This window comes from Thermus aquaticus (assembly GCF_001280255.1).
Lineage (GTDB): Bacteria > Deinococcota > Deinococci > Deinococcales > Thermaceae > Thermus > Thermus aquaticus.
Window position 1 is genome coordinate 1,672,727 of sequence record NZ_LHCI01000106.1, and the last position, 16,490, is coordinate 1,689,216.

Genomic DNA, 16,490 nt, shown 5'->3' on the forward strand with positions numbered 1-16,490 from the left:
CCCTTTTATGCTAAAGCCTTCGTCCTACACATACATCTTGACACGACCAGCCAAGACCGCGCCCCACAGGGTGAAGGCTAGGAAAGCCCCGCCCAACGCGGTGTAGAGGAGGGAAAGCCAGGCACTCCCGCTGGCCTCGGGAAAGGGCCTGGTGAGGGCCAGGGGAAGGAGGAGGAGGCTTCCCAAGAGCATGCTGGCCGCGGTGACCTCCAACGCGGGCCGCTTGGCCACCGCCAGGGCCACGCCCACGCTGTAGGCCCCCCACATGAAAGCCGCCAAGACCAGGAGAAGATCCCCAAGAAGCCTCCCCTTCCCCCCTCCCCCGCCGGCGTGCCCCAGGGCCAGAAGGACCACCCCCGCCTCCGAGAGGAGGAGGCCCAGGAGGAGGTTCCTGGGCAGGGGCTTGCGGAAGTAAAGGCTGTAGGCGAAGGCGGTGGAGAGGGGGTAGACCGCGACCACGGCGCTGGCATCGGAGGCGGGGGCCAGACGCATCCCGCTGAAGAAGACCAGGTTGAAGAGGGTCACCCCAAAGAGGGCCAGAAAAAGGGTTTCCCCTAGAGGGAAAAGCCTGGGCAGGCGGCGGAGAAAGAGGAGAAAAAAGGGCAGGGCAAGGGCAAAGCGCAGAAAGGAACCCCACTCGGGAGGCATCTCCCGCATGGCGGCCCTCAAGGCCACCAGGTTCAAGGCCCAGAGAAGAGGCGGGAGGTGAACCAGGGGATCCTTCCAGGGAGGCCTTTCCACCCCTACCCTCCCCCGGGTGCGCCGCAAGCCCCCACGGCTGCCCTAGACCGGGACGATGCGGGCGAGGACCTCCTCCAGGGGGGCGGTGAAGACCCCGAGGGCGTAATCCCCCACCCCGCCCACGAAGACGAGCTCCTCCCCGTGGAGGAAGAGGCCGTTGCCGTACAGGGTCAGGGGGCGGTCCCCGTAGGACTCCACCAGGCCCTGGGGGGCCAGAAGGTAGTGGGAAAGGCCCACCATCTCCCCGTCCCCCCTAAGGCGGGCGAAGCCGTGCCGGTAGGAGAGGTCCCCCCGGAAGATGCCGTGGAAGGCCACCAGGTAGGTGCCGTCCTCGAGGCGGAGGGCGTTGGTGGACCAGCCAACCTTGTACTCAAAGGGCTCCGGGGGAAGCACGGGCCTGAGGTCGGTCACCCGCAGGGTGTCCAAGGCGAGGCGCCCCCGCCAGCAGAGGTCCGGGACGCCGGAAAAGCTCGGCCGCAGGAGGAGGTTGCCCCCGTCCAGCAGGGTGGCGTTTTTCGTGGGCAGGTAAAGCCCCTCCCCCTCCTGGCCCACCCTCAGGAGCCCCTTCCGCCTCACGGAAAGGTCCTCCCCCAGCTCAGCCAGAGCGAGGGTGGCGGTGAAGACGTCCTTGTGGTCGGTGTTCCGGGCGTCCCCCAGCTTGCCCACCGCAGTGTAGAAGAGGAGGAACCCCGCGCCCGCCGCGTGGGCCCGGGCGTCCTCGCACCCCCGGACCGCCTCGTAGAGCTCCGTGGGGTAGAGGACGATCCGCACGGGCAAGGGCCTTGGGATCCGGCCCCGAAGGAGGTCCTCCACGGGCACCGCCGCGTGCCCGATGGCCGAGGCGTAGCTGTAGTAGTCAAAGATCAGGCGGGGAAAGAGGTGGACCACCCCGTCCTTCAGGACCGCCCCGGGGTTGAAGGCGGCCAAGGGGCGTTGCCTGGGGTAGTTTTCCACCCGGACCTCCTCCGGGGAGATGTAAAGGCGGCGGCAGAAAAGGTCCTCCGTGTGCGGGCTCCTGAGCCCCTGGGCGCGCGCCAGGAAGCGGCGGGCCTCCTCCTTCAGGGTCTCCTCCAGCTCGGCGATGGTCATGCCCAACCTCCCCCTCGGTTTTACCAGAAGCCCACCCTGGGGGAAAGGGTGGGGCTTGACAGGGCCGAGGGGAGTGGGTTAGGCTTTGCGTAAACGATTACGATGGCTAAAAAAGAGCCTTTCACCATACGAGAAATCGCGCGCTTAGCAAACGTTTCCGTCGGCACCGTCAGCCGGGCGCTGAACGGCCGCCCCGGGGTGAGCCCTAAGACCCGGGCGCGTATCCTGGAGCTGGTGCGCACCCTGGGGTTCACCCCCTCGGCCGCGGCCCGGGAGCTCGTGGGGCGCTCCACCAGCGTGGGCCTCCTCCTGGCTCCGGGGGTGCGCCGGTACACCCCTTACTTTGCCCTCCTTCTCGAGGCCCTCTCGGAGGCCCTAGCCCAGGACGGCCTCCGGGTGAAGGAGGTGGCCACGGATCCGTACGGGCTCCCCCTGGAGGAGGCCATGGGCTACATCCTCCTGGGCGCCCACGATCACGATCCCCGTCTGGAGGGGCTCAGGCACTCCGGGCGGCCCTTCGTCCTCATCGGGGCCTACCCCGGCGTCTTCGCCGTGGCCCCGGACGACGTGGACGGGGGCTACCAGGCCACCCGCCACCTCCTGGAGCTGGGCCACGAGGCGGTGGCCCACCTCACGGGCCACCTCCACCACCAGGCGGGCCGGGAGCGCCTTATGGGCTACCGCCAGGCCCTGGAGGAAAAGGGGGTTCCCTTCAGGCCAGAGCTGGTGCTGGACGGAAACTTTGACCCCCTCGCCGCCTACCGGGCGGTCCGACGGGCCTGGGAAGGGGGGCTCCGCTTCACCGCCCTCTTCGCCGCCTCGGACGAGATGGCCCTGGGGGCCAAGGCGGCCCTCGATGACCTGGGCCTAAGGGTTCCCTGGGACGTGAGCCTGGTGGGCTACGACGACCTCCCCGAGGTGGGCCAGGAGCTCACCACCGTCCACCAGGACATCCCCACCATCGCCCAAGAGGCCACCCTCCTCCTCAAGAAGGCCCTGGCGGGCGAGACACCCGTGGCCAAACGGGTGCCCGTGCACCTGGTGGTGCGGGGCACCACGGCAAAAAGGGAGGTGATAGACGGCGCAAAACCCTGAAGGCCCTCGGCCCTAGGCATTCTGGCAAACGGAGGTGGAAGTATGCGCAAGGCTCTCGCGGTTCTTCTCGCTCTTCTTGGCCTCACGGCCCTGGCCCAGACCCAGGTGCGCATCTCGGGCTGGGGCGGCACCGACATCGCCATCGTCAACGGCCTATTGAAGGAAGTGGTCCAGCCCAAGCTGGACAAGGAAGGCATCCGGGTGGTCTACGAGCCCATTGAGGGGGACTACACCCAGTGGCTCTTCAACGCCCTCTCCGCGGGCACGGCCCCGGACCTCTTCTACATGGACATCTTCTGGTCGGAGAGCCTCTTCGCCACCGGGAAGGTGGAGCCCCTGGACCGCTACTTCTCCAAGCAGGAGGTGGGGGAGTTTTTGCCCAACCTGGTCCAGGCCTTCACCTACCAGGGCAAGCTCTACGGCATCCCCAAGGACTTCAACACCCTGGCCCTTCAGTTCAACAAGGACATCTTTGACGAGGCGGGGGTCAAGTACCCCAACCAGCAGGACACCTGGGAGACCTTTGAGGCCAAGCTCCGCCAGGTCCAGAGCAAGCTGAAGGACGTGGCGGGTCTCTGCGTGGTGGCGGACTTCGCCCGCTTTGGAGCTTTCGCCTTCGCCACGGGGTGGAAGCCCTTTGACGAGAAGGGGCACACCGTCCTGGACGCCAACTTCCGCCGGGCCTTTGAGTGGTACACGGGCCTGGTGAGGCGGGGAGCGGCCCGCTTCGCCCAGGACCTGGGCGAGGGCTGGACCGGCGGCTGCTTCGGCGGGGAGAAGGCGGCCACGGCCCTGGAGGGCGCCTGGATCGGTGGGTTCCTGCGGGACAAGGCCCCCAACATGCGCTACGGCACCACCTTCCTCCCCCTGGACCCTGTGACCAAGAGGCGGGGCAACTTCGTCTTCACCGTCTCCTGGAGCATGAACGCCCAGAGCAAAAACAAGGAGGCGGCGGCCAAGGTCCTCAAGGCCCTCACCTCCCCCGAGGCCCAGCAGTGGGTCCTGGAGCGAGGCCTGGCCATCCCGAGCCGCCGAGCCCTGGCCAACAACCCCTACTTCCAGCGCCCTGGCAAGGAGCCCGAGCTGAACCGCGTCGTCTTCCAGGGCTCTACCTCCCAGGGTGGGGTCAACCTGGTCTACCCCTTTAAGTTCCGCGGCTTTGGCGGTGACTGGATGCGGCCCATCAACGAGGCCCTGCAGGCGGTCTTGACCGGCCAGAAGAGCGTGGACCAGGCCCTAAGGGACGCCCAGGCGGCCCTGGACCGGCTCACGGGCAGGAGGTAGACCCAAAGGGGGCGGTTCCCGCCGCCCCCTTTCCCCTCTGGGAGCACCCATGCGCCTTAAAGCCCGGACCCTCGAGGGCCTCTACGCCCTCTTCCTCCTTCTCCCCCTCCTCTTCACCCTAGGGGTGTTCTTCCTCTACGCCTTCCTTCGGGCGGTCTACTTCAGCTTCACCGATTACGACCTCTTCTCCCCTCCCCGCTTCGTGGGCCTGGCCAACTACCTGCGCCTCTTCCAGGACCCCCTCTTCCTCAAGGCCCTCTGGCACACCCTAGCCTACAGCCTGGTGGTCACCTCCTTGCAGACCTTTCTTGCCCTGCTTCTGGCCCTGGCCCTAAACCAGCCCCTAAAGGGGATCACCGCCTTCCGCACCGTCTACTACCTGCCCTCGGTCATCTCCACGGCGGCGGCAAGCCTCCTCCTCCTTTGGCTCTTCCAGCGCACGGGGCTGGTGAACCAGGCCCTCTCCCTCCTCCTGGCCCACCTGCCCCACCTCCTGGCCCTGGCCCTCCTCTTCGCCCTCCTCCAGGGGGCCCAGGTGCTCTGGGAGAAGCGGAAGGGCACCCCCACCTCTTTCCTGGACCCCGCCCTGGCCCTTCTGAGCCTCCCCTTAGCCCTCCTAGGGACCTACGCCCTGGACCTTCTGGGTCTGGTCCAGGTTCGGGAAGCGCGGGTGGAAGTCCCCTGGCTTCCCACCTCCGCCACCTTCCTGGGCATCCCTTACCCCCTCTGGGCCATCATCCTCATGAACACCTACACCACTATCCCCACCTTCATGGTCCTCTTCCTGGCGGGGCTCAAGGGCATTCCCAAGACCCTCTACGAGGCGGCGGCCCTGGACGGGGCGAGCCCCTGGGTCATGTTCAGCCGCATCACCGTGCCCCTCCTGCGGCCAGTCCTCTTCCTGGTCATTACCCTGGGCCTCATCGGCACCCTGCAGCTCTTTGACCAGGTCCTCTTCGTGGGAGGCTCCGGCGGGGCCCCCCTGGAGGCCACCATCACCCTGGCCTACTACGTCTACGGCAACGTCTTCCCTTCCGGGGCCGCGCCCCGGGTGGGCCTGGCCTCGGCAGCGGCCCTCTTTCTGGCGGGCCTTACCCTCCTCGTGGTCCTCCTCCAGCGCCGCTTCGGCGTAAGCGAAAGGGGGTGGACATGAGCCCCAAGGAAGCGGCCAGAAGGCGCTGGGCCCGGGTGGCCTGGGCCTACGGCCTCCTCCTCGCCTTCGGGGTCTTCTTCGTGGGGCCTTTCCTCATGGGCTTCCTGGCTAGCCTCAAGACCAATCCCCTGGAGTGGCCCTTCACCCTGGGCTTTCCCCAGGTGAGGCCCAAGAACTGGGCGGCCGCCTGGCAGCTGGGCCAGAAGGGCTCCGGGGACCCCTGGCTGGGCGGGATGCGCCCGGGGAGGGAGGTGGTCTTGGAGGTGGCCTACTTCTGGCCCGAGCCCACCCCTCCGGACCTGCAGGCCGCCATCCCCCGGCGCAAGCCCGGGGCGGGGATGGGAGCGGTCTTTGAGGGCCCCTACGCCGCCGACTACGTGGGCCTCCTCGGCCCCGAGCTTGTGGAAACGCGGCCCTTCCGGCTGGGGGAGGCTGAGGGCTACCTCCACCGCTTTCGCCTGCGGATCGCCTACGAGAAGGAGGGGCCCTACCTGGAGCGGGTGCCCCTGGACCTGGAGGCCCCTCGAGGGGCCCTCCTCCTGGAAGCCACCCTGGACCCGGTCCGCATGGAGCGTCGGGGAAGGGTGGCCTCCTGGGACAACGTGGTTCCCGGCCTCCTGGGCTATGCCTTTCACAACTACGTCCGCGCCTTCCAGGAAAGCCGAAGCCTAGAGACGGGTCAGAGTCTTTTTCTGCGCTGGACCCTGAACTCCTTCCTCATCGCCTTCATCAAGGTGCTCACCACCCTGGTCTTCGCCTCCATGGCGGGCTACGCCCTAGCCAGGCTCCGCTTCCCGGGCAGGCAGGCCCTCTTCCTCTTCCTCCTCTTTTCCATGATGGTGCCCGGCCAGGTCACCTTCATCTCCAACTACCTGGTGCTAAAAGACGGGATCTTCGGCCTCTCCAGGCTTTTCGGCGTGGAAACCCTCCTCAACACCTATGCCGGGCTCATCCTCTCCGGACTGGTGGGGGCGGGAGCCGTCTTCATCATGAAGCAGTTTTTTGAGTCCATCCCCCGGGAGGTGGAGGAGGCCGCCCTCATCGACGGGGCCACGCCCTTGCAGACCCTTTTCCGCATCGTCCTGCCCATGGCCACCCCTGCCCTGGGGGCCCTGGCCATCCTCACCTTCCAGGGAACCTGGAACGAGTTTTTCTGGCCCTTCATCGTCCTCACCAGCCCCCGGGAGATCTACACCCTTCCCCTGGGCCTCCTCTCCTTCCGCAACGCCTACGGCCAGGTGGGGGACTGGGGGCTCATCCTGGCGGGAGGGTTTTTGTCCATGATCCCCATCCTCATCCTCTTCGCCGTATTCCAACGCTACTTCGTGGAGGGCGTGAACGTGGGTGCGGTCAAGGAGTAAGCCATGACCTTTCCCCTGAAGGAAGACGACACCTACCTGGTCCTGAACGAGAGGGGCTTCGCCGAGGGGGGAGCCGAGGGGTTTTACCGGCACGACACCCGCTTCCTGGCCCGCTACCGCCTGGCCCTTCCCCCGGGCCTGGAACTCCTGCAAAGCCGATCCCCTCGGCCCGACCACCTGGTACAGGACTGGGCCAGGTTCCGGGGGCCGGACGGGGAGCTCTACCTGAGGCGCACCCTGAGGGTGGCCCGGGGCCGGGTGGAAGAGGTCCTGCGCTTCCAGAACCTGGGGTCTGGGCCCGTGGAGGTGGTGGTGGGGCTGGAGCTTCAGGCCATCTTTGAGGATCTCTTCCAGGCTCGAGGCTGGCACGCCGCCCCAAAGGAGGGCCGGGCCTTCGTCTACCGGGCCCCGGACGGGGTGGAGCAGGGGATCGCCCTCACCCCCTTGCCTCCCCCGGAAGGCTTCCGCCTCCACCTCCCGCCCAGAGGGGAAGGCCAGGTGGGCTGGACGGTGAGCCTGGAAAGCCCCCTGGGGGAAGGGGGGGACCTTCCCAGCTACGAGGCCTTCCTCTCCGCCTTCCCCCAGGCGGAAGCGCCTTGGAGCGAGGTCTTTCAGCAGGCCCTTTTGGACCTCCGGGCCCTCCTCCTGGCCACCCTCGAGGGCCCGGTGCCCGCCGCCGGCATCCCCTGGTTCGTGGCCCCCTTTGGCCGGGACAGCCTCCTCACCGCCTTCATGCTCCTCCCCTGGGGGAAGGAGGTGGCCAGGGGGGTTCTCCGCTACCTGGCCAGGCGGCAGGGAGCGGTGTGGGATCCTTTCCGGGAGGAGGAGCCCGGGAAGATCCTCCACGAGGTGCGCCTGGGGGAGCTCTCCCGCCTGGGCCGAGTACCCTTCGCCCGCTACTACGGCACCGTGGACGCCACCCCTCTCTTCCTGGTCCTCCTGGGCCGGTACCTGGACCTCACCGGGGACCTGGCCCTGGTGCGGGAGCTCAGGCCCCACTGGGAGGCGGCCCTGGCCTGGATGGAAGCCGCCGACCTGGATGGGGATGGGCTGCTGGAGTTCGCCCCCTCGGGCGGGGGGCTGAGCGTCCAGGCCTGGAAGGACTCCCACGATTCCATGAGCCACCGTGACGGCCGACTGGCCGAGCCCCCTCTGGCGGTCAGCGAGGTCCAGGGGTACGCCTACGCCGCCCACCTGGCGGCCAGCGCCTTCTACCGGGCCTTTGGGGAGGAGGCGAAGGCGAGGAGGCACCAGCGCCACGCCGAAGGGCTCTTCCGCCTCATCCAGGAACGGTTCTGGCTGGAGGAGGCCAAGACCTACGCCCTGGCCCTGGACAAGAGGAAAGAGCCCTTGAGGGTCAAGGCCTCCAACGCCGGCCATCTCCTCTGGGCAGGGGCCGTCCCCGAGGAAAGGGTGGATGCGCTCCTAAACACCCTCCTCTCCGAGGAGATGTGGACGGGCTGGGGCCTCCGCACCCTGGGGGCCAAGGAGGCCCGCTACAACCCCCTCTCCTACCACAACGGCTCCGTCTGGCCCCACGACACGGCCCTCTTCGCCGGGGGGCTTTTCCGCTACGGCCGAAGGAGGGAGGGCCAACGGGTGGCCCAGGCCCTCCTGGACCTGGCCCGAAGCCAGCCCGACCTGCGGCTGCCCGAGCTGGTGGGGGGCTTTCCCAGGGAGGCGGGCCTACCTCCCGTGCCCTACCCCACGGCCTGCCGCCCCCAGGCCTGGGACGCCGGGGCCCTCGTCTACCTCTACGCCCTGGCCCAGGGGGTGAGGGACTGGTGAGCTAGGCCAGGTGGTTCAGGGGCCCGTGGCCGTGGCCCAGGGGGGGCGCGGCCAAGAGGGCCCGGGTGAGGTAGGCCTTGGCCTCGGCCACCGCTTCTTCCAAGGGCCTCCCTAGGGCCAGGAGGGCGGCGATGGCGGCGGAGAGGGTGCAGCCCGTGCCGTGGGTGTTCCGGGTCCGCACCCTGGGAGCGGAGAAGCGCCGAACCCCCGCCTCTCTGGCGAGGAGGTCCACCGCCTCTTCCCCCTCCAGGTGCCCCCCCTTGAGGAGGACGGCCTGGGGGCCCAGGTCCAAAAGGGCCAAGGCCGCCTCCTCGGCCTCCTCCGGGCCCCGGATAGGCCTACCCAGGAGGACCTCGGCCTCCATGCGGTTCGGGGTGATGAGGGTGGCCAAGGGGAAAAGCCTCCCCACCAGGGTGGAGACCGCGGAGAGGTCCAGGAGGGGGTCCCCGCTTTTGGCCACCATGACCGGGTCCACCACCAGAGGCCGGATGCCGAAGCGCTCCACCGCCTCGGCCACCTTGGCGATGATGGGAGCGCTTCCCAGGGCCCCGGTTTTGGCGGCGTGGATGGGGAGGTCCTCGGCGATAGCGGCGATCTCCTCGTAGACCAGCTCTGGGGGGAGGAGCTCCACCCGCTTTACCCCCAAGGTGTTCTGCACCGTGAGGAGGGTGGGGGCGGCCATGCCGTAGACCCCAAAGCGCCCGAAGGCCTTCAGGTCCGCCTGGAGGCCCGCCCCCCCGGAGGGGTCGGAGCCAGCGATGGTGAGGGCGGTCCGCATCATGCCAGAGGAAGCTCCATCCGGGCCCTGCCCCTAAGCACCGCCTCCACCAGGTTCATGGGGCAGAAGGGGCCGCACATGCTGCAGGCCTTGGTCTTGGAGCCCCGCTCCTCCTTGATCCGCCTCGCCTCCTCGGGGAAAAGCGAGAGGGCGAACTGCCCCTCCCAGTCCAGGCGGTAGCGGGCCTCGGACATCCTCCGGTTGCGCTCCAGGGCTATGGGATTCCCCCGGGCTACGTCGGCGGCGTGGGCGGCGATCTTGAAGGCGATGACCCCTTCCTTCACGTGCTCGGCGGTGGGGAGGCCCAGGTGCTCCGCCGGGGTCAGGTAGCAGAGCATATCGGCCCCCATCCACCCCGCCAGCGCCCCGCCGATGGCCCCGGCGATGTGGTCAAACCCCGCCGCCGTGTCCACGGGGAGCATACCCAGGATGTAGAAGGGGGCGTGGCCGGTGAGCTTTTTCTGGATCTGGACGTTGGCGGCCACCTCGTTCAGGGGGATGTGCCCGGGACCCTCCACCATGGCCTGCACCCCCGCCCTCCTGGCCCTTTCCACCAGCTCCCCGATGGTGAGGAGCTCGGCGATCTGGGCCCGGTCGGTGCTGTCGGCCAGGGAGCCAGGGCGGAGGCCGTCCCCCAGGGAGAGGGTCATGTCGTAGGTGCGGGCGATCTCCAGGAGGTCATCGTAGCGGGCGTAGAGGGGGTTTTCCTCGCCCCGGTGGAGCATCCAGGCGGCCATGAGGCCCCCGCCCCGGCTCACGATGCCCGTGGTGCGGGCGCTATGCCGGTAGACCTCCAGGTTCTTCAGGGTGACCCCCACGTGGACGGTGATGTAGTCCACCCCCTCCTTCCCGTGCTCCTCTATGACCTGGAACAGCTCGTCCGCCGACATGTCAAAGAAGCTCTTGCGCCTGGCCGCCCGGAACTCCGCCTCGTAGACGGGCACGGTGCCCAGGGGCACGGTGGCCACCTCCAGGATCCTCCTCCGGATCTCCTTGAGGTCCCCGCCGGTGGAGAGGTCCATGATGGTGTCCGCCCCGTAGCGGATGGCCACCCGGGCCTTTTCCACCTCCGCCTCCACGTCCACGTAGTCGTAGGAGGTGCCCAGGTTGGCGTTGACCTTGACGGAAAGCCCCTCGCCGATGCCCTTGAAGTCGGTGAGGGTGCGGTGGTTGGGATTCCTGGGGATCACGATCCGGCCCGCCGCCACCCCCTCCCGCACGAACTCGGGGGAAACCCCTTCCCTCTCGGCCACGTAGGCCATCTCCTCGGTAACGATGCCCTTCCTCGCCGCTTCCAGCTGCGTCATCCTTCCACCCCCATAAGCCCAAGAAGCCTCTTGGCCGTCCACGGGGCCAGGAGGACCCCGTTGCGCCCGTGCCCTGTAGCCGCGTAGATGCCCTCTCCCACCTCGCCCACAAAGAGCTCCCCTAGGGGCCGATAGCCCCAGAGGACCCCAAGGAAGCGGGCCCCTTCCAGAAGGGGAAAGCGCTCGTGGGCATAGTCGGCGAGCCAGCGGAGGCCGAAGAGGTCCACGCCCCCGGCCCACCCCTCCCGGCTCGTGGCCCCCACATAGACCCCGCCCTCCCGGGGAAGGAGGTAGCCGTCCCCGGCGAAGAGGGGTCCGGGCGGGGCCTCGCCCTCGAGGAGGAGGGCCTCCCCCTTCAGGGGCCGCACCCCTAGGCCAAACCGCCCGCCCCAGGCCCCCACGGCGAGGAGGACGAAGCGGGCCTCCACCGCACCTTCCCTTAGGATCACCCTCCCCTCCGCCACCCCTTCGGCCTCGGCCTGGACCAGGGGCACGCCCATCCCCCGGAGGGCGGCCAGGAGGGCCTCCCGGAGGGCCTTGGGGTTCACGTACCCCCCGGGGAAGCGCCGGGCCCCCCGGCCGCCCCGCACCGGGTAAGGGAGGGGCTCTTCGGCCCTCCAGGCCGCCTTCTCCCCCTCGCTTAGGACCACCACGTGGGTGCCGGCAAAGCCCGCCTCCACGGAGAAGCCCCGCTCCTTGAGCTCGGCCAGGAGCTCCTGGTAGTAGCCCAGGCCGAAAAGCCCCGCCTCCAGGAGCTCCCCGGAAAGCCCCTCGGGGTAGGGGGCCAGCATCCCGGCGCTGGCCAGGGTGGCCGCCCCCTCCTTCCCCGCGTCCAGGAGGAGGACGGAAAGGCCCCGCCTGGCCAGCTCGTAGGCAGCCAGGGTCCCGATGATCCCCGCCCCCACCACGGCCACCTCGGCCCTCACCCCTGCCTCCCCAGGGGCACGCCCTCGGTGGGGCTGGAGGGGCTCGCCGCCTTCTTAGGCCGCATAGGCCCCGCCAAAAAGGCCCTCCTCCCCGCCTCCACCGCAAGCCTAAAGGCCTCGGCCATGGCGGGGGGGTCCTGGGCCTCGGCGATGGCGGTGTTGACCAAAACCGCGTCCAGGCCCAGCTCCATCACCTCCGCCGCGTGGGAGGGGAGGCCGAGCCCTGCGTCCACCACCACCGGGGGGAGGGAGGCCCGCTCCCGGGCGAAGAGCTCCAAAAGGGCCCGGGTCCTCACCCCCCAGCCCGAGCCGATGGGGGCCGCCAGGGGCATCACCGTGGCCGTGCCCAGGGCGGCGAGCCTTTTGGCCAGCACCAGGTCCGGCCCCATGTAGGGGAGGACCAGGAAGCCCTCCTCCAAGAGGCGCTCCGCCGCCTTCAGGGTCTCCACGGGGTCCGGGAGGAGGTAGGTGGGGTCGGGGATGACCTCCAGCTTCACCCACCGCTCCCCGGTGAGGGCCCTCCCCAGCCGGGCGAGGCGCACCGCCTCCTCGGCCGTCTTGGCCCCGGCGGTGTTGGGGAGGAGGCGCACCCCCTCAAGGGCCTCCAAAAGCCCCACATGCCCCGGGGCCTTGAGCTCCACCCGCCTTACGGAGACCGTGACCACCTCGGCCCCCGCCGCCCAGATGGCCTCCCGCATCACCCCGAAGTCCCGGTACTTGCCCGAGCCCAGGATGAGGCGGCTTTTGAGCTCCACGTCGCCCACCTTCCAGGTGTCCATCTAGCCTCCTTGCATGAGGGCCACCACCTCCACCACGTCCCCCTCCTTCAGGACGTAGGGAGGAAGCTCCCGCCCGGGGAAGGCCTCCTCGTTCACGAGAACGGCCACCCGCTCCAGCTCCACCCTAAGCTCCTCCAGGACCTCCCTGAGGTCCCGCCCCTCGAGGGGCCTGGCCTCGCCGTTAAGCCACACCATAGAGCCGCTCCCTAAAGGCCCTGGCCGCCCCCTCGGGGTCGGGGGCGTCCAGGATGGCCCGCACCACCACGATGCGCCTGGCCCCGGCTTCCAGGACCTGGTCCAGGTTGGCCAGGTCTATGCCGCCGATGGCGAACCAGGGCCTATTCCCCAGGTTCTCCGCCGCCCAGCGCACGTAGCCGAGGCCCGCCGCAGGCCGCCCCGGCTTGGTGGGGGTCTCCCACACCGGCCCCACGGAGAGGTAGTCCGCCCCCTCCTCGAGGGCCCTCAGGGCCTGCTCCGGCGCGTGGGTGGAGCGGCCCACCATCCCCCCGAAGAAGCGCCGGGCCTCCGGGGGGGTGAGGTCGTTCTGCCCCAGGTGGACCCCGTCCGCCCCCAGGAGGGCGGCCAGGTCGGGCCGGTCGTTTAAGAAGAAGGGAACCCCGTAGCGCTCGGCCAGGGCCCGCATCCTCTCCCCCAGCTCCAGGATGGGCCTGGCCTCCCAGTCCTTGGCCCGAAGCTGCAGGACCTCCACCCCGCCCGCCAGGGCCCGCTCGGTGCGGTCCAGGGTCTCGGCGAAGGACCAGCCGGGCCTGGGGGTCACCACCAGGTAAAGCCTTCCCTGCACGCCACCACCTCCTCAGGCCGACGGAAACGGCCCACGCGGCCCGAGGGAGGCGGGAATGGGTTGTGGGGCTTCTATCCGCATAGGCTTCCCTCCGCCGGCATTACCCGGATCAGGTTCCAAGGGTTGCTGGGACCACCCAGCTCTCAGCCCCTCCATTGGGGCACCCCTAGCCTGCAGTAGGTAGTATACGAAGAAGGGGTGAGGGAACAAGGGGGCCAGGTCACAAAGGGGGGTGGCCCGCCAGGTCCAGAAGCCTCTCTGGTGGCCTACTGGCAAAGTAGGCGGGACGAGGAGACCATCCCCTTCGTGCGAGAGGTGCAGGGGATGCGGCTTCAGGCTTTTCCTGCGCCCTGGAGGAGCTGGGCCTATGGCCCCCGCCCCACCCTGGCCTTCGAGGGCAGGCCCCTTAGGCACCGGGAAGCCGGGGAACGTAGCCTGCCCCACTTGACCCTAGGAGGCTTGGGACTTTATTCTCGCGCCGGTTATGCGCTTAATCGCCCTTTCTTTGCTCTTGCTGGGTCTGGCTCTGGGCCAGCCAGTGCGGGTTACCGATGCCACGGGCCGGGAGGTGGAGGTTAGGAGCAGCGAGCGCATCGTCAGCGTGGGCGGTTCCATCTCCGAAATCCTGGGCAGGCTTGGGGTGGCCGACCGCATCGTGGCCCGGGACACGGGCTCCTACATCCCTCCCCAGGTGGTGCGCAAGCCCGATGTCGGCCTCTTTTTCCGCCTGAATGCGGAGGCCATCCTTGCCCAACGGCCCACTTTGGTGCTCGCGGTTTCCGAGGCGGGCCCGCCCCCGGTCCTAGAACAGCTTCGCCGGGCCGGGGTGAGCGTGGTCCTGGTGCCCGATGAGCCCACGGTGGAGGGGGTCAAGAGGAAGATCCGCACCGTGGCCGCCGCTGTGGGCCAGGTGGCCCGCGGGGAGGACCTGGTGCGGGCTTTGGAGCGGGACCTCCTGGCCCTCCGCTCCAAAATCCTGGTGCGGAGAGGTCCGGAAGCCCGGGTCCTTTACCTCTACCCCCGGGATCCCCGCAACACCTTCGTCTGCGGGGAGGAAGCCAGCGGGGCAGGCCTCATCGCCCTAGCCGGGGCCCAAAGTGCGGTGAAGAAGGTGCAAGGGCCTGGAGCGGTGCGGGGTTGCGTGAGCCTCACCGCCGAGGCGGTGGTGGCCGCCCGTCCCGAGGTCATCCTGGTGCCCTTCTTCCCTGACCAGCCCTTTAGCTTTGAGGCGGTCCTGCGCCTTCCCGGGGTGGCCGAGACCCCCGCGGGCAAGGCGGGCCGCATCGTGGCCATGGACGTGACCTACCTCTCGGGGTACGGCTACACCGTGGGCAAGGCGGCCCTGGATCTCCACGTGGCCATCTACGAGAAGAGCGGGCAGGTGCTCATCCCGCACCCGGACTTCCGGAGGTGAGGGGATCGGCCACCTTGGCCAGACGGCCCTACGCCAGGGCCCTGGCCCTCTTGGCCTTGCTCCTCCCCTTGGCCCTGCTTCTGGCCGCCTCGCAGGGAGCCTACCCCATACCCCTTTGGGAGTTTCCCCAGGCCCTTCGCGAAGGGGGGGAGCGGGCGGCCGTCCTCTGGAACATCCGTTTTCCCAGGGTGGTCCTGGCGGCCCTGGTGGGCGGGGGCCTGGCCATGGCCGCGGCGGCCTTGCAGGGGGTGTTCCGGACCCCTCTGGTGGAGCCCGGTCTGGTGGGGATGGGCGGGGCGGCGGCCTTGGGGGCCCTCCTGGGGTTGGCCCTCTGGCCCTCCCTCCCCTGGCTCCTCCCCCTCTTCGCCGCCTTGGGGGCCTTCGCCCTGGCGGGGCTCCTCTCCCGTTTGGCCCACCGGGAGGGCCCGGTGCTTCTCCTCGTGGGCCTGGCGGCGGGGCTTACCTTAGGGGCCGTTTTGGGGATTGTCCAGTTCATGGTCCACGACCCCCAGGGGCGTAGCCTCAGCTTCTGGACCTTGGGTAGCTTTGCCGGGGCCAGCTGGGAGGGCGTGGCCCTGACCGCATCCCTCCTCCTCCTCAGCGGGCTCGCCCTCCTTCGCCTAGCCCACTTCCTGAACGCCCTGGCCCTGGGAGAGGAGGAGGCCTTTCACCTGGGGGTGCCCGTTTGGAGCCTGAGGAGGTGGGTGTTGGCCTGGTCCGGCCTGGCGGTGGGGGCCGCAGTGGCCGCGGGGGGCAACGTCGCCTTCGTGGGCCTTTTGGTGCCCTGGTTCTTGCGGCGGTGGGTGGGGTCGGACTACCGCTTTCTCCTTCCGGGCTCCTTTCTCGGGGGGGCGGCCCTCGCGGTGCTGGCGGACCTTTTGGCCCGGACCCTCTTCGCCCCGGCGGAGCTTCCCGTGGGGCTCCTGACCACGGTCCTGGGGGGTCCTCTGTTCCTCTACCTGGTCCTTTGGGAGGGGAGGCATGCTTGAGGCCCGGGCCCTGGGGCATGCCCGCCAGGGCCACTGGCTGGTGGAGGGGGTGGACCTGAAGCTTCCCGCCGGGGCCCTGGTGGCCCTCCTCGGCCCCAACGGGGCGGGGAAGAGCACCCTCCTCCGCCTCCTGAGCGGGGAGTGGAGGCCCTCGAGGGGGGAGGTCTGGCTCGGGGGAAAGCCCCTCCGGGCCTACACGCCCCGCGAGCTCGCCCTCGTGCGGGCCTTTTTGCCCCAGCACCGGGGGGTGGCCTTTCCCTACACCGCCCAGGAGGTGGTGGCCCTTGGGCGGCTTCCCCACGGAAAGAGGCCCAGGGAGGAGGAGCGCGTGGCCTGGGCCTTGGCCCAGACGGGGGCCCTGCACCTGGCCCACCGCCCCTACCCCTCCCTTTCGGGGGGCGAACGGGCCCGGGTGGACCTGGCCCGCATCCTGGCCCAGGACACCCCCATCCTCCTCCTAGACGAACCCACCAACCACCTGGACCCCAAGCAGCAGATGGAGGTGATGGCCCTCTGCCGCCGCCTGGCCCGGGAAGGCCGCCTGGTCCTGGCCGCCCTCCACGACCTCAACCTGGCCGCCCTTTTCGCCGACCGGCTGGTCTTCCTCAAGGGGGGGCGGCTTTTGGCCCAGGGGTCCCCTTCAGAGCTCCTGCGCCCCGAGCTTTTGCAGGAGGTTTACGAGGTGTCCTTTGAGGTCATCCGGCACCAGGGACGCCTTCTCGCCTTTCCCGTGGGGGCGGACTGACCCTCGGCTTGGCCCTTTGGCACCCCCACTGGGGCTTGCCCAGTAAATCGCCTTGTACCCAGGGGGCGGCGGCAGAAGGGAGAGAAGGACCCTAAGGCCGCAGGCGATGAGCTCCAAAAACGCCCGCACCATGGCCGTCCAAGGCTTCCCCAAAGGTAGGCCCCCCCAGCCAGGTCTTCATCCCCCCAAACAACCCCTCCACCACCCCGCGAAACCGGTACACCTCGGAGTCCCACCCC

The 16,490-nt window shown here is 69.2% G+C and carries 16 protein-coding genes, 1 pseudogene and 1 riboswitch; of the genes and pseudogenes, 8 read left to right on the forward strand and 9 right to left on the reverse strand.

Features of this window, described 5'->3' with window-relative positions; translation table 11 throughout:
- Positions 1-24 precede the first annotated feature (24 nt).
- Entirely contained in the window at positions 25-768 is a 744-nt protein-coding gene (locus BVI061214_RS09860) for an EamA family transporter (RefSeq protein ID WP_248841755.1), read from the reverse strand.
- A 15-nt stretch (positions 769-783) separates the two neighbouring features.
- Positions 784-1,830: a glycoside hydrolase family 130 protein gene (locus tag BVI061214_RS09865; RefSeq protein WP_053768239.1), complete on the reverse strand. Its 1,047-nt coding sequence runs from the start codon at positions 1,828-1,830 to the stop codon at positions 784-786.
- Positions 1,831-1,932: 102 nt separating this feature from the next.
- On the opposite strand from BVI061214_RS09865, the gene BVI061214_RS09870 reads away from it, so the two are divergent.
- The 5 genes from BVI061214_RS09870 to BVI061214_RS09890 are packed head-to-tail and all read left to right on the forward strand — an operon-like array spanning position 1,933 to position 8,511.
- Positions 1,933-2,925 carry a LacI family DNA-binding transcriptional regulator gene (locus BVI061214_RS09870; RefSeq protein ID WP_053768240.1) on the forward strand — a complete coding sequence of 331 codons (993 nt, stop codon included), beginning with the start codon at positions 1,933-1,935 and terminating at the stop codon, positions 2,923-2,925.
- Between the two features lie 42 nt (positions 2,926-2,967).
- On the forward strand, positions 2,968-4,209 hold the full coding sequence (locus tag BVI061214_RS09875; RefSeq protein ID WP_053768241.1) for an ABC transporter substrate-binding protein: 1,242 nt from the start codon (positions 2,968-2,970) through the stop codon (positions 4,207-4,209).
- A gap of 49 nt (positions 4,210-4,258) precedes the next feature.
- The gene (locus tag BVI061214_RS09880; protein WP_053768242.1) at positions 4,259-5,362 is read left to right on the forward strand and encodes a carbohydrate ABC transporter permease; all 1,104 of its coding nucleotides are present in this window, start codon (positions 4,259-4,261) and stop codon (positions 5,360-5,362) included.
- Positions 5,359-6,723 (forward strand): carbohydrate ABC transporter permease, encoded by a 1,365-nt coding sequence (locus tag BVI061214_RS09885; protein ID WP_053768243.1) that lies wholly within the window; start codon positions 5,359-5,361, stop codon positions 6,721-6,723. The genes BVI061214_RS09880 and BVI061214_RS09885 overlap by 4 nt, the downstream gene beginning before the upstream one ends.
- A gap of 3 nt (positions 6,724-6,726) precedes the next feature.
- Complete coding sequence (locus BVI061214_RS09890) at positions 6,727-8,511, forward strand: glycogen debranching N-terminal domain-containing protein (protein ID WP_053768244.1); 1,785 nt, start codon at positions 6,727-6,729, stop codon at positions 8,509-8,511.
- 1 nt (position 8,512) lies between these two features.
- On the opposite strand, the gene thiD is transcribed toward BVI061214_RS09890, so the two are convergent.
- Genes thiD through thiE form a run of 6 tightly spaced genes read right to left on the reverse strand, consistent with a single transcriptional unit; the run spans position 8,513 to position 13,103 of the window.
- Complete coding sequence (gene thiD, locus BVI061214_RS09895; RefSeq protein ID WP_053768245.1) at positions 8,513-9,289, reverse strand: bifunctional hydroxymethylpyrimidine kinase/phosphomethylpyrimidine kinase; 777 nt, start codon at positions 9,287-9,289, stop codon at positions 8,513-8,515.
- Positions 9,289-10,596, reverse strand: coding sequence for a phosphomethylpyrimidine synthase ThiC (gene thiC, locus BVI061214_RS09900; protein ID WP_053768246.1), 1,308 nt, complete (start codon positions 10,594-10,596; stop codon positions 9,289-9,291). Before thiC ends, thiD begins: the two co-directional genes overlap by 1 nt.
- Positions 10,593-11,522, reverse strand: a complete 930-nt coding sequence (locus tag BVI061214_RS09905) for an NAD(P)/FAD-dependent oxidoreductase (protein WP_053768247.1) — start codon at positions 11,520-11,522, stop codon at positions 10,593-10,595. The genes thiC and BVI061214_RS09905 overlap by 4 nt, the downstream gene beginning before the upstream one ends.
- On the reverse strand, positions 11,519-12,301 hold the full coding sequence (locus BVI061214_RS09910) for a thiazole synthase (protein WP_003048787.1): 783 nt from the start codon (positions 12,299-12,301) through the stop codon (positions 11,519-11,521). The genes BVI061214_RS09905 and BVI061214_RS09910 overlap by 4 nt, the downstream gene beginning before the upstream one ends.
- Positions 12,302-12,496: a sulfur carrier protein ThiS gene (gene thiS / locus BVI061214_RS09915; RefSeq protein WP_053768248.1), complete on the reverse strand. Its 195-nt coding sequence runs from the start codon at positions 12,494-12,496 to the stop codon at positions 12,302-12,304.
- A complete protein-coding gene (gene thiE / locus BVI061214_RS09920) occupies positions 12,483-13,103 on the reverse strand; it encodes a thiamine phosphate synthase (protein ID WP_003048785.1) in 621 nt (206 codons plus the stop codon). Before thiE ends, thiS begins: the two co-directional genes overlap by 14 nt.
- Positions 13,104-13,172: 69 nt before the next feature.
- Positions 13,173-13,281, reverse strand: a riboswitch (TPP riboswitch).
- A 306-nt stretch (positions 13,282-13,587) separates the two neighbouring features.
- Between thiE and BVI061214_RS09925 the strand changes: the two genes are divergently transcribed.
- From BVI061214_RS09925 to BVI061214_RS09935, 3 genes are read left to right on the forward strand one after another with little or no spacing between them, the layout of a single operon-like run.
- Positions 13,588-14,517, forward strand: a complete 930-nt coding sequence (locus BVI061214_RS09925; protein WP_053768249.1) for a heme/hemin ABC transporter substrate-binding protein — start codon at positions 13,588-13,590, stop codon at positions 14,515-14,517.
- Positions 14,518-14,531: 14 nt separating this feature from the next.
- A complete protein-coding gene (locus BVI061214_RS09930; RefSeq protein WP_248841756.1) occupies positions 14,532-15,506 on the forward strand; it encodes a FecCD family ABC transporter permease in 975 nt (324 codons plus the stop codon).
- The gene (locus BVI061214_RS09935) at positions 15,499-16,251 is read left to right on the forward strand and encodes a heme ABC transporter ATP-binding protein (RefSeq protein ID WP_053768251.1); all 753 of its coding nucleotides are present in this window, start codon (positions 15,499-15,501) and stop codon (positions 16,249-16,251) included. The genes BVI061214_RS09930 and BVI061214_RS09935 overlap by 8 nt, the downstream gene beginning before the upstream one ends.
- Before the next feature lie 42 nt (positions 16,252-16,293).
- On the opposite strand, the pseudogene BVI061214_RS12980 reads toward BVI061214_RS09935, so the two are convergent.
- A pseudogene (locus BVI061214_RS12980) lies at positions 16,294-16,490 on the reverse strand (hypothetical protein); the annotation flags it as partial.